Here is an 11,689-nt window from a genome sequence, read left to right as displayed (position 1 = left end):
ATGGTCGATTTGAGTTCGTGGATAGATTATGTGGTGTTACATTAGCTTTAATTAATTGACCGCTTTGGGTCGCTAGCAAACTTTCCTCAACGCTTTTTTAAAAGAAACACACCTAGCACGACTTCCCAACCAACAACCCATCCTCAAAATCTTCTTAGCTTTACGCTAGCAGACTATGCTTACCGGCGTCACTATCAAATAGTCCCGTTCCTAGTGCTTTTTTCTACCTTCGCCTCCTTACATTGAACGCGGTAAGCTTGTCGGCATTCCCGCTGATGATGATGTTTAGACAATGACGACCCACTGGATTCTTGGTCCTGGCGCGATTGGCCGATTATTGGCGCATTCGCTGGCACCATTTGCAGAAGTGGCGCTGATCGGCCGCCGTGACTTGCCCGCGCAGCAGAGGTTAATGACGCCGGAGGGCGAAGCGCGTACCCAGCGCTTATCCTCGCTTACCGCTGGGCAGTTGGCGGTTGATGCGCCTGAGCCGCCTGCGCTTGTGCATATCACTACCAAAGCTATGAGCGCTGAGGCGGCGCTGGAAAGCGTTGCTGACTCCCTATCCCCCATTACGCCGCTGGTGCTGTGGCAAAACGGTTTTTTGGCCCAGCCTCGTATTACCCAGACGTGGCCAGGGCCGGTGCTGTGTGCGACCACCACGGAAGGGGCTTACTTAACCGGTGATGATGGCGTGGTGCATGCGGGGCACGGGCATACCTTTTTGGGCGATTTAAATAACCACCACGGCGCTCTAGCGGAAGAACTGGCGCAAGCATTAACCCAGGCAGGGCTTGCCGCCACAAAGGTGAGTGATATTCGCCAACGCTTGTGGCAGAAGCTGGCGGTGAACGCGGCGATTAACCCACTGGTGGCATTGAATAGCGTACGTAACGGCGAGTTGCGCGGTGAAGCTTATGCGGGCCGGATGGTGGCGGTGGTAAAGGAAGTCGCGGCGATTATGCTGGCCGAGGGCATTGCGCCGCCCAATGATGGCAATGGTGAAGATGAGTGGTTGGCGTTGGTGTGGCAGGTGGTGGAGAACACGGCAAACAATAAGGCTTCGATGTTGCAGGACGTGGAGGCCAAACGCCCCACCGAGCGCGGGGCTATATTGGGGCCGTTGATTGAGAGTGCCCAGCGCCATGGGTTAGCGTGCGAGGTTTTGCAGGCGCTGGATAATGAGTTGGCGGAGGTTGAGGCGAGCTTTTAGGCATTACCACGCGTTACCCCATTCCTACATTGTACAGGCTTAATGGCTTAGCACCGGGTATAGCGACGCGATTAACAGCAAAGCCATGGTGATATTGAATATGCGATAACGACGGTGGCTGGTCAGCCATTGGCGCACCATGATGCCCAACCAAGCCCATACCGAGATGGCGGGAAAGCTGATAATGGCAAACACACTGGTCACCATCAGCACCGAGAAGATCGATTTGTTGGGGGCGTAGAGCGTAATGGCGGAAAGGCCCATGGCCCAGGCTTTGGGGTTTACCCACTGAAACGCTGCGGCTTGTAATAGCGTCATCGGACTACCTTTATGATTGCTCTCGTTGAGAGGTGTGGCTGTTGCGATTTTCCAAGCTAACCACAACAAATAGCCCGTCGAGAGGATGCTTAGCCATGTGTTGAGTACCGGATAGGCTTCAAATAGCGCCATTAAACCACCGCCCACCACCAGCGTTAGCCCACTCAACCCCACCACTATGCCGAACATATGGGGCAGCGTTTTTTTAAAGCCGAAGTTGGCGCCAGAGGCCAGCAGCATCAAGTTGTTAGGGCCTGGGGTTACCGTCGTGACAAATGCAAACGCTGCCAGCGCTGCTAAAACCGACGAGGTCATTGCGCCTCTCCTTGCGTTTATGAGTAGTTAGAGAGGAATTTTACGAGCTTCAAGGCGCAACTTTTGATTTAATCACACCCTCTTTTCACTATTTATGCAACAAAACATGAAGATTGACGCGATTGATCGCAGAATATTGCAAGCACTAAAACAGGACGGAAGAATCAGCAACGTGCAACTAGCTCAGCGCGTTGATCTCTCTCCTTCTGCCTGTTTGCGGCGAGTTCAAGAGCTTGAAAAAAATGGTGTAATCAAGGGTTACCGTGTCGTAACCTCACCTGAGCACATGGGCAGAGGTTTTGTGGCCTATGTCACAGTGGGCTTATCGTCACACACCAAAGCTGCCCAGGAGGGGTTTGAGCGAGCCATGTTGGTGGCCCAGGAAGTAGCTGAGTGCCATAACATTGCAGGCTCTTTTGAATATCTGCTGCGAGTGGAAACCAAAGACCTCAGCAGCTATAAGCGTTTTCATACCGATGTACTTGGCACCCAAGCCCATGTGAGTGCCATCTCTACCCATATTGTGATGAATTCTTCAAAGGATGAGCGAGGCTAACCCCCACTCTTCCATCAAAGCCTCCTATTTACGTAACAGGAATCACCACCACTTTTTGGTAGGCGGGACGTTCAGCGATTTGTTGGTACCAGCGCTCTAAATGGGGGCGCGGCTGCCAGGTTAAACCGATATGCCATAAGTTGTAGATAAAGGGTACAACGGCAATATCGCCCAGGCCAAATTCATTGCCCGAGAAGAACGTTTGCTTGGCCAGCACGTTATCCATCAACTCAAACAGCTCTTCACACGCCTGCATACCCGCTTCAATGGCAGCGTTATCGCGTTTTTCGGGTGGGGTTCTGACATAACCCATCAGGATTGTGCGGTGCCTGGGTGATAGCGTGCTGTTCGACCAATCCATCCACTTTTCAGCCTGCGCCCGTTCGGCGGGGGCTTCGATCCATAGCTTGCTTTGCCCGTACTGCGCGGCAAGGTAGCGAATAATCGTATTGGATTCCCACAGCACGCTGTTGGTGGCGTCATCTTTGAGTAGCGGCACTAGCCCGGTGGGGTTCATGGCCAGGTATTCCGGAGTGTTGTTTACCCCGTGCTCCAAGCCAGCCTGGATCTGCTCGAACGGTAGTTCCAGCTCTTCTAGCACCCAGCGCACTTTCTTGACGTTGGTGGAGTTATTGCGGCCCCAAAGCGTGATCATGGCAGTCCTTGTATATGAGCAGTTTCTTTAAGTTTGCCCGCCCTTGAGATCGGAGACAAGCTGTGGCTTTGGTGGGATAGCTGGGGCGGCTTCGCCGCCCTCTCGCGGGTGCCTCGTTTCTCGCTGCGCTCGCTACTCGTTACCACGCGCTACAAAACCTATTCACCACTCACCACTCACCATTTACCATTCACACCTCACACCTCACACCTCACACCTCACGCCTCACTCTTTATCCTGATAAAACTGCATCAGGCTTGAGAAGTCGAGTTTGCCGTTGCCTTTGGCTTTATGCAGGGTGAACAGTGAGCGGGCGGCGGAGCCCATGGGGACTGCGGAGGCGCTTTGCTGGCTGACATCCATGGCGAGGCCTAAGTCTTTGATCATCAGGTCGACCTGGAAGCCACCCTGATAGTTTTTGGAGGCGGGTGCGTTTTCCATGACGCCTGGGTAGGGATTGTAAACATTGAGCGCCCAGTTACCGCCGGAGCTCTGCTTCATGATTTCCGAAAGCACCGCGGGATCCAGGCCGTTTTTGACGCCCATATTGATCGCTTCGCAGGTGCCCGCCATCAAGATAGAGAGCAGCATGTTGTTGCAGGCTTTGGCCACCTGCCCTGCGCCGTGATCTCCGGCGTGGAAGATGTTTTTGCCCATGGCTTCCAGCACCGGCTTGGCCAGCCTGAACTCGACCTCGCTGCCGCCCACAATAAAGGTCAAGGTGCCCGCTTGCGCGCCGCCCACGCCACCGGAAACCGGCGCATCGATAAAGCCGATACCCAGCTTCTCGCCCTCCTCAGCAACGCCTCGGGCAGTGGCACCGTCAATGGTAGAGCAGTCGATGACCAGCGCTCCACGTTTGATCACTTCAAACAGCGGCGCATCGTCTTCAATATATAGCCCGCGTACATGCTTTCCGGCGGGCAGCATTGAAATAATAAAGTCGGCGTCGGTGGCAGCTTCCTGGGCCGAGAAAGCCACTTCACAGCCATTCACTTTGGCGGTCTCTTGCGCCTCTTGAGAAAGATCAAAGGCGCGCACGTCAAAGCCTGCTTTTACTAGGTTGGCAGCCATGGGGCCGCCCATATTGCCCAGGCCGATAAATGCGATGGTGTTCATTTTATTATCCTTATTAGCCGGTAATGGGAAGATTATATTAGCGTAGATCCGCCAGCGGATTTTGCGACCATGCGGAAGATAGCAGCTCGTTGATAAAGCTCTCCTCTACCGAGGCCACATCGGGATACGTCCAGTTCGGTTGCCCGTCTTTATCGACCAGCAGTGCGCGCACACCCTCAGGGAACTCGCGGTGGCGGCAGCACTGCACAGATAGCGCCATTTCGGATTGGAACACTTCTGCCAGCGACATATGCTTGGCCCGCTTTAGCTGCTCATCAATCAATTTCACTGACACCGGGCTACCGTGGGCCAGCGTTTTCTGTGCCTTGCCAAACCACTTATTATCGCTTTTTACCGCCGTAATAGCGGCGACAATTTGCTCCACGCTGTCGTGATCCATCAACTCGCGAATCAGCGGTGAGTGCTGGTATACGGGCGCTTCCAACTCGGCAAATACAGGCTGGGATGTTTGCTCAAGCTCACGCATGATGCGGTTAACCACACCGTTGGCATCGGTATTCTCACCGGCTCCCCAGGATGCGTCGGTCAGTTGCTGCAGCATGGCATCACGGTGGTGGCTGGCGATACAGCGGTCAGCCAAACCTAGATGAACAGCATCTGGCGCATTGATCTGGCAGCCGGTCATGGCTAAAAAGCGCCCCGCGCCGTTGGGAAGCCGGTTTAAAAACCAGCTGGCGCCAACATCTGGGTACAGCCCGATAGTGACTTCCGGCATAGCCAAACGCGAGGTCTCGGTCACTACGCGGTGGCTACTGGCGCTTAACAGCCCCATGCCGCCACCCATCACAATGCCATTGCCCCAGCAGATCACTGGTTTGGGGTAAGTATGTAAGAGGAAATCGAGCCGATACTCGGTCTCGAAAAAGCGCTCCGGAAAGCTGGGGTCGCCCACGCCAGTAATCGTTTTATACAGATTCACCACGTCGCCACCGGCACAAAACGCTTTTTCGCCTGCGCTATCCAGCACAACTGCCACCACCCGCTCGTCGGTGGCCCAGGCGCGCAGGCGGGGCAGCATCTCTTCACACATTTCAAGCGTTAAGGCGTTGAGCGAGCGCTCAGCATTGAGCTTAACCTCGGCAATAACGTGGCCATCTTGGGTGGGGTGTTCGGTAAACAGTACGCTGCTCATTGGTATTCCTTATTCTCTTACAGCTCGGTGGCGCCGTCTGCCAGCACCCGGCGGGAGATGATCAGCCGCATGATTTCGTTGGTGCCTTCAAGAATCCGGTGTACCCGGGTGTCGCGCACGTAACGCTCCATAGGATACTCCTTGATATAGCCATTGCCGCCGTACATTTGCAGCGCTTCATCGCACACCTTGAAGCCCACATCGGTAGCAAAGCGTTTAGCCATGGCACAGTAGGTCGGTGCGTCGGCGTGGCCAGCGTCCAGCTTGGTAGCGGCCATGCGCACCAGCTGCCGTGCAGCGACCAGCTCAGTGACCATATCGGCTAAGCGGAACTGCAGCGCCTGGAACTCGGCTAAGCGCTTACCAAACTGTTTGCGCTCCAGCATATACTCCCGCGCTTTGTTGATCGCCTGCTGGGCGGTGCCGATTGAGCAGGTAGCAATATTGATACGCCCGCCGTCGAGGCCCTTCATGGCGATTTTAAAACCGTCGCCTTCATTGCCGAGCAGATGATTGGCGGGTACTCGCACGTCTTCAAAGGTGATCATGCGGGTTGGCTGGCTGTTCCAGCCCATTTTCTCTTCCTTGCGCCCATAGCTAATGCCGTCACTCTTGGCATCAACCGCAAACGCCGAAACCCCGCTGGCGCCCTCACCGCCGGTGCGCGCCATCACCACGAGAAAATCGGTGCTACCGGCGCCGGAAATAAACATCTTGCTGCCGGTCAATACGTAATGGTCGCCGTCGCGCTTGGCAGTGGTCTTCAGCGAGGCGGCGTCGGAGCCTGAATTAGGCTCGGTTAAACAGTAAGAACCCAGCAGCTCGCCTGTGGCCAACCTTGCGCCCCACTGCTCTACCGCTTCCGGCGTACCGAAATCCGCCAGCATCCAGGTGACCATATTGTGAATGGTTAGGTAGGCCGTGGTAGAGGTGCAGCCCATAGAGAGCTGTTCAAAAATGATGCTGGCGTCCAACCGCGAGAGGCCTAGCCCACCCACGCTTTCAGGTGCATAAAGAGAGCAGAAGCCCAGCTCGCCCGCTTTACGAATCACATCGACGGGAAAGAAGGAGGTTTGATCCCACTCGGAAGCGTGGGGCTCTAACTCGTTTTGGGCAAACGCCCGGGCCATATCGGCAAAGGCGACCTGGTCTTCGTTGAGTTCAAAATTCATGGCGTATCTCCGCAAATGCGCGTGCGCACTGCTGTTGTCGTTATAATTGACGTTAACGTTAACTTATCCATTTACTCGGCTACAAGCAACCTGCCAACGCTTGCGACCTTAGGCGTAGGCCTTATAAAAGAATCAAAAAAAGGGCGCCCAACGGCGCCCAAAATCGGACAGAGAGAGTGCTATTTAAAAAAAACGCTTACTTAAAGTTTTTGCGATACATCTTGTCCAGTTCACCGATTATTCCGCTACGGAAACTGAGTACACAGACCACAAAGATGATACCGAGAATAACGCTAACCCAATTCCCCAGCGGTGACTGCGCCAGGATATGCTGCAAGCTGACCACAATACCTGCGCCCATTAACGGGCCCAGCAAGGTGCCCACACCGCCCAGCAGGGTCATCAGTATTACCTCACCGGACATATGCCAGTGCGCATCGGTCAGCGAAGCCAACTGGAAGACCACGGTTTTAGTCGAACCCGCCAAGCCGGCTAAACCTGCAGAGATCACGAACGCCACTAGCTTGTAGGCATCGGTGTTATACCCCAGCGAAACCGCGCGGGGCTCGTTTTCACGAATCGCTTTTAGCACCTGGCCAAACGGCGAGTGCACCGTGCGTTGAATCAGCGCGAAGCCGAAGATGAAAATCGCGAACACAAAGTAGTACATCGCCAGGTTGCTGCTCAGGCTGATAAACCCAAACAGTTCGCCACGGGGCACGCCATGCAAGCCATCCTCACCGCCGGTAAACGGCGCCTGTACAAACATGAAGTAGACCAGCTGGGCGATAGCTAAAGTCACCATGGCAAAATAGATGCCCTGACGCCTGATGGAGAGCACCCCAAACACCACTCCAAGCAGCGTGGCTAGAACAGTCCCGGCGATAATACCCAGCTCAGGCGTCAGCCCTGGGTAGCTTGCCAACAGGTAGCCGGTTACGTAACCACCAGTGGCCAAGAAAGCCGCATGGCCGAAAGACAACAGACCCGCATAGCCAAGCAACAGGTTGAACGCACAGGCAAACAGCGCAAAACAGAGCACTTTCATCAAGAACACGGGGTAGGCCAAAAACGGCGCGACCAGACCCACCACGATTAGCGCCAGATAGAACATATTGCGGCGAAACTTGGCCCGCTTTTGACGTTCCAGTACCGCGGATGGCGCCGCCATTGATTGAGATTCTGCCATGTTCATGCCTCCTTACCGAACAGCCCAACGGGGCGCAACATGAGCACGAGGATCATGACAAGAAAGATCACCGTATTAGAGGCTTCGGGGTAGTACACCTTGGTCAGCCCTTCGATGATGCCCATGGAAAGCCCGGTAATAATGGCACCTAGAATCGAGCCCATCCCACCGATGACCACCACCGCAAACACCACGATTAACAAACTCGACCCCATGGTCGGCGATACCGGATAGAGCGGCGCTGCCAACACGCCGGCAAACGCAGCAAGACCAACCCCAAACCCATAGGTGAGCGTGATCAGCAGCGGTACATTAACGCCAAACGCCTGCATCAACTGCGAGTTCTCAGTACCTGCGCGAAGGTAAGCACCCAACCGCGTACGCTCGATCATAAACCAGGTAAACAGGCACATCGCCAGCGCTGCCACCAGCACCCAGGCGCGATATGTCGGTAGGAACATAAAGCCCAGGTTCAAACCGCCCTGAAGGATCTCCGGTGTAGCGTAACGCGCCCCGGAAACACCGAAGAAGTTGACCAGCGTGCCCTCAAAAATCAGCGCTAAGCCGAAGGTCAGCAGCAGCCCATAGAGGTGATCCAGATGGGCGATCCTGCGCAGCAAAAAGCGCTCTAGCAGCACACCGAAAGCGCCGACCACTAACGGCACCAATATGAGCGCCAGCCAGTAATTAATGCCCAAATAGCGAAAGCCTAATAGCGCGGCGAAGGCTCCCAGCATGTATTGCGCCCCATGGGCAAAGTTGACGATCTTCAACAGGCCGAAGATGACCGCCAGGCCCAGGCTAAGCAGTGCGTAAAAGGCGCCATTCACAAGACCCAGCGTTAGCTGGCCCATGAAGACGGCCATTGGCACGCCGAATATCATCGTCATAACGCGACTCTCCTCGCCCTCAAACAGTTGGCGGCAACTTGCCGCCAACCGGTTCTACACATCACTTGCGATGGCTATCTGGCTCAAGCTCAGCCGGGAAATTAGTTTTGCACCAATTTGCACTGGCTTTCAGATAGCGGGCGGTAGGCTTCTTCGGCGGGAATGGTGCTGAGGATTTCGTAAAGATCCCACTCACCGGTGGACTCATCCGGCGTTTTAACCTGGGCCAGATACATGTCGTGGATCATGCGGCCATCTTCACGAATGCTGCCGTTACGGGCAAAGAAGTCCTCAATAGGCATCTCGGCCATTTGTGCACGTACGGTTTCAGGGTCGTCGGTGCCAGCGGCTTCAACGGCTTTCAGGTAGTGCATGGTGCTGGAGTAGATACCCGCTTGTACCATGGTCGGCATGCGGCCTACTTCATCGAAATAGCGCTGTGCCCATTCGCGGGACTGCTCATCCATATCCCAGTACCAGCCGGTAGTTAGCAGCAGGTTCTGAGTGGCTTCCAGGCCAAGGGCGTGAACGTCATTCAAGAAAATCAACAGGCCTGCTAGCTGCTGCCCAGATTGAGTCAAGCCAAACTGGCTGGCCGTAGTGATCGCGTTAACGGTATCGGCACCGGCGTTGGCCAAGCCAATAATTTTCGCGCCGGAGCCCTGAGCCTGAAGAATGTAAGAAGAGAAGTCGTTAGTCGGGAAGGGATGACGAACGCCGCCCACAATTTCACCGCCGCTCTCTTCCACTACTTTGGTGACGTCAGCTTCAAGCGCATGACCGAAAGCGTAGTCTGCGGTCAGCATAAACCAGCTGTCGCCGCCCTGCTCTACGACGGCTTTGGCGGTACCGTTAGCGAGCGGATAGGTGTCGTACACCCAGTGGATGTGGTTAGGAGTACAGTGTTCGTTGGTAATGCTAGAAGCCGCCGAACCGGACACGATACCCAGGCCATTGTTCTCTTCCAGCACTTTGGTCACCGCAATGGACACAGAAGACGCTACTAAGCCGCCCACCATATCGACGTTATCCTGATCGATCCAACCACGCACGGTATTCGCGCCGACGTCAGCGCTGTTGCGATCATCTGCACTGGAAATAACGATGGGCGCGCCATCTACACTGCCGCCAAAATCGGCCACCGCCATCTCCATGGCGGTTAAGCCGCCGGGGCCTGCGAGGTCGCGATAAGTGCCGGACATATCGGCCAGGTACCCAATGCGGACTTCACCATCACTCATATCAGCCTGGGCGGTAGACACAGCTAGGCTTGAAGAGGCCGCGACGGCGATACTGGCGGCCAGCGTTTTTTTCATAAAGGTCATATTCGTCTCCTGGCCCGGAGGCCTTTGTTGTTGTGTTGTTTTTGAGCTGTTGTGTAGTCTTTGAGCTGTCGTGAAAGTGCGTACTGCAAATTACTGATTTATATTGTTGTTTTGTGAGCAGGGAAACTGTTGGCGGAATGAACATTTAAGTGTCTAGCCGTGTTTTATACCCCTAGCATTGAGTTGAGATGTTCCCGACGCGATGGCAGCTGCGCGGCGCTGATTTCTTCGACAATCTGACCGTGATCCATCACGAAGTGGCGATCCGCAAGCGGCGCCGCAAAGCGAAAGTTCTGCTCCACAAGCACAATGGTCATACCGCGCTCTTTCAACTGAACCAGCACTTCGGCAAGTTTCTGCACAATGACGGGGGCAAGCCCTTCGGTAATTTCATCGAGCAGCAGCATGCGCGCGCCAGTGCGCAAGATGCGCGCCATGGCTAACATCTGCTGTTCACCCCCGGAAAGCCGCGTCCCCTGGCTTCTACGCCGTTCATAAAGGTTCGGAAACATGGCGTAGATTTCGTCAAGGCTCATACCGCCGGAACGCACAGTGGGTGGAAGCAATAGGTTCTCGTGCACATCCAAGCTTGCAAAAATACCGCGCTCTTCCGGGCAGTAACCCACCCCGAGACGCGGGATATGGTGCGGCTTCATATGCAGCGTTTCATTACCGTTAATCACAATAGAGCCCGTTCTGCGCCCCACCATGTTCATGATCGATTTCAATGTGGTACTACGCCCGGCGCCGTTGCGGCCCAGCAGCGTCACCAGCTCGCCACGCTTCACATCAAAATTGACGCCATGCAGGATGTGCGACTCGCCATAAAAGGCGTGTAGATCCTGCACCCGCAGCATTTCCAGGCTTTGCGTGTTTTCAACCGGCGCTTCGGCCTCAGCGATATTCATACGGCAGCTCCCTCTTTTTCAGAACCATCCTCTTCCGCGGCATCGCTGCCCATATAGGCTTCGCGTACCAATGGATTCCGAGAGACAGCGTCGTAATCGCCCTCAGCCAAAACAGCGCCTCGCGCCAACACGGTGATGCGATCACATAGGCGGCTAACAACGCTCAGGTTGTGCTCCACCATTAATACGGTGCGCCCCTGGGAGACACGCTTAATCAGCGCCACGATGCGGTCAACGTCTTCTGCGCCCATGCCTTGGGTAGGTTCATCAAGCAGCATCATGGTGGGGTCGAGCGCAAGCGTAGTGGCCAGCTCAAGTGCTCGTTTACGACCGTAGGGCATTTCTACCGTTAGCGTATCGGCATATTCCCGCAGACCCACTTCTTCCAGTAGTTCAAGCGCGCGCTCATTAAGGTGATCCAGGGATTTCTCAGATTTCCAGAAATGAAACGAGGTGCCCAGTTTTCGCTGTAGCGCTACCCGCACATTCTCCAGCGCGGTCATATGGGCGAATACCGCAGAAATCTGAAACGAACGCACCAACCCTAACTGGGCTATTTCGTTGGATTTTTTACTGGTGATTGAGTTGCCGCGATACAAAATATCGCCGCGGGTAGGCGGCAGAAATTTGGTCAATAAGTTAAATACGGTGGTTTTACCCGCACCATTGGGGCCAATCAGTGCGTGAATATGCCCTTCCTGTACCTGGAGATTGACATCGTCCACGGCGGTGAAGCCGCGAAACTCTTTGGTCAGCCCTCGGGTTTCGAGGACAGGTCCCTGAAGGACATCGTTTGCACTCATAGAGTGGCAAGCCTCTTATTGTTGTTGTGCTAATTCTTTACAGGCATGGCAAAAGCGGCTGCTACTGCCTTAC

Annotated in this window: 12 protein-coding genes; 2 read left to right on the top strand and 10 right to left on the bottom strand. The window is 54.9% G+C overall.

All coding sequences use genetic code 11. From position 1 onward, the window contains the following. The first annotated feature begins 292 nt into the window (after positions 1 to 292). Positions 293 to 1,213 carry a ketopantoate reductase family protein gene (locus YERSI8AC_RS10055; protein WP_159176681.1) on the top strand — a complete coding sequence of 307 codons (921 nt, stop codon included), beginning with the start codon at positions 293 to 295 and terminating at the stop codon, positions 1,211 to 1,213. Positions 1,214 to 1,252: 39 nt separating this feature from the next. On the opposite strand, the gene YERSI8AC_RS10050 is transcribed toward YERSI8AC_RS10055, so the two are convergent. After that, on the bottom strand, positions 1,253 to 1,846 hold the full coding sequence (locus tag YERSI8AC_RS10050) for a LysE family translocator (protein ID WP_159176680.1): 594 nt from the start codon (positions 1,844 to 1,846) through the stop codon (positions 1,253 to 1,255). A gap of 106 nt (positions 1,847 to 1,952) precedes the next feature. On the opposite strand from YERSI8AC_RS10050, the gene YERSI8AC_RS10045 reads away from it, so the two are divergent. Next, a complete protein-coding gene (locus YERSI8AC_RS10045) occupies positions 1,953 to 2,402 on the top strand; it encodes an Lrp/AsnC family transcriptional regulator (protein ID WP_159176679.1) in 450 nt (149 codons plus the stop codon). Positions 2,403 to 2,430: 28 nt separating this feature from the next. Here YERSI8AC_RS10045 and YERSI8AC_RS10040 read toward each other — a convergent pair whose 3' ends face one another. The 9 genes from YERSI8AC_RS10040 to YERSI8AC_RS10000 form a co-directional block, all read right to left on the bottom strand. Continuing rightward, positions 2,431 to 3,057, bottom strand: a complete 627-nt coding sequence (locus YERSI8AC_RS10040) for a glutathione S-transferase family protein (RefSeq protein ID WP_159176678.1) — start codon at positions 3,055 to 3,057, stop codon at positions 2,431 to 2,433. A gap of 225 nt (positions 3,058 to 3,282) precedes the next feature. Further along, positions 3,283 to 4,176 (bottom strand): 3-hydroxyisobutyrate dehydrogenase, encoded by an 894-nt coding sequence (gene mmsB, locus YERSI8AC_RS10035; protein WP_159176677.1) that lies wholly within the window; start codon positions 4,174 to 4,176, stop codon positions 3,283 to 3,285. A 37-nt stretch (positions 4,177 to 4,213) separates the two neighbouring features. Next, positions 4,214 to 5,329 carry an enoyl-CoA hydratase/isomerase family protein gene (locus tag YERSI8AC_RS10030; RefSeq protein ID WP_159176676.1) on the bottom strand — a complete coding sequence of 372 codons (1,116 nt, stop codon included), beginning with the start codon at positions 5,327 to 5,329 and terminating at the stop codon, positions 4,214 to 4,216. Positions 5,330 to 5,346: 17 nt separating this feature from the next. After that, positions 5,347 to 6,501 (bottom strand): acyl-CoA dehydrogenase family protein, encoded by a 1,155-nt coding sequence (locus tag YERSI8AC_RS10025; RefSeq protein ID WP_159176675.1) that lies wholly within the window; start codon positions 6,499 to 6,501, stop codon positions 5,347 to 5,349. A 196-nt stretch (positions 6,502 to 6,697) separates the two neighbouring features. Next, positions 6,698 to 7,690, bottom strand: coding sequence for a branched-chain amino acid ABC transporter permease (locus YERSI8AC_RS10020; protein ID WP_027959159.1), 993 nt, complete (start codon positions 7,688 to 7,690; stop codon positions 6,698 to 6,700). A 2-nt stretch (positions 7,691 to 7,692) separates the two neighbouring features. Continuing rightward, positions 7,693 to 8,580 carry a branched-chain amino acid ABC transporter permease gene (locus YERSI8AC_RS10015; protein WP_022523807.1) on the bottom strand — a complete coding sequence of 296 codons (888 nt, stop codon included), beginning with the start codon at positions 8,578 to 8,580 and terminating at the stop codon, positions 7,693 to 7,695. 101 nt (positions 8,581 to 8,681) lie between these two features. Then, the gene (locus tag YERSI8AC_RS10010) at positions 8,682 to 9,905 is read right to left on the bottom strand and encodes an ABC transporter substrate-binding protein (protein WP_159176674.1); all 1,224 of its coding nucleotides are present in this window, start codon (positions 9,903 to 9,905) and stop codon (positions 8,682 to 8,684) included. Between the two features lie 164 nt (positions 9,906 to 10,069). Further along, complete coding sequence (locus YERSI8AC_RS10005; protein ID WP_027959156.1) at positions 10,070 to 10,813, bottom strand: ABC transporter ATP-binding protein; 744 nt, start codon at positions 10,811 to 10,813, stop codon at positions 10,070 to 10,072. Then, positions 10,810 to 11,616, bottom strand: coding sequence for an ABC transporter ATP-binding protein (locus YERSI8AC_RS10000; RefSeq protein WP_022523811.1), 807 nt, complete (start codon positions 11,614 to 11,616; stop codon positions 10,810 to 10,812). Before YERSI8AC_RS10000 ends, YERSI8AC_RS10005 begins: the two co-directional genes overlap by 4 nt. Positions 11,617 to 11,689: the final 73 nt, after the last annotated feature.

The sequence above is a fragment of the Halomonas sp. 113 genome, assembly GCF_904067645.1.
GTDB classification, from domain to species: domain Bacteria; phylum Pseudomonadota; class Gammaproteobacteria; order Pseudomonadales; family Halomonadaceae; genus Vreelandella; species Vreelandella titanicae.
The sequence above is the reverse complement of the archived record's forward strand: the minus strand, read 5'-3'. Positions and strand labels throughout refer to the sequence as shown.

Coding starts and splice junctions, on each gene's coding strand:
- YERSI8AC_RS10055 (WP_159176681.1), top strand. CDS start 293: ATGACGACCCACTGGATTCTTGGTCCTGGCGCGATTGGCCGATTATTG.
- YERSI8AC_RS10050 (WP_159176680.1), bottom strand. CDS start 1,846: ATGACCTCGTCGGTTTTAGCAGCGCTGGCAGCGTTTGCATTTGTCACG.
- YERSI8AC_RS10045 (WP_159176679.1), top strand. CDS start 1,953: ATGAAGATTGACGCGATTGATCGCAGAATATTGCAAGCACTAAAACAG.
- YERSI8AC_RS10040 (WP_159176678.1), bottom strand. CDS start 3,057: ATGATCACGCTTTGGGGCCGCAATAACTCCACCAACGTCAAGAAAGTG.
- mmsB (WP_159176677.1), bottom strand. CDS start 4,176: ATGAACACCATCGCATTTATCGGCCTGGGCAATATGGGCGGCCCCATG.
- YERSI8AC_RS10030 (WP_159176676.1), bottom strand. CDS start 5,329: ATGAGCAGCGTACTGTTTACCGAACACCCCACCCAAGATGGCCACGTT.
- YERSI8AC_RS10025 (WP_159176675.1), bottom strand. CDS start 6,501: ATGAATTTTGAACTCAACGAAGACCAGGTCGCCTTTGCCGATATGGCC.
- YERSI8AC_RS10020 (WP_027959159.1), bottom strand. CDS start 7,690: ATGGCAGAATCTCAATCAATGGCGGCGCCATCCGCGGTACTGGAACGT.
- YERSI8AC_RS10015 (WP_022523807.1), bottom strand. CDS start 8,580: ATGACGATGATATTCGGCGTGCCAATGGCCGTCTTCATGGGCCAGCTA.
- YERSI8AC_RS10010 (WP_159176674.1), bottom strand. CDS start 9,905: ATGACCTTTATGAAAAAAACGCTGGCCGCCAGTATCGCCGTCGCGGCC.
- YERSI8AC_RS10005 (WP_027959156.1), bottom strand. CDS start 10,813: ATGAATATCGCTGAGGCCGAAGCGCCGGTTGAAAACACGCAAAGCCTG.
- YERSI8AC_RS10000 (WP_022523811.1), bottom strand. CDS start 11,616: ATGAGTGCAAACGATGTCCTTCAGGGACCTGTCCTCGAAACCCGAGGG.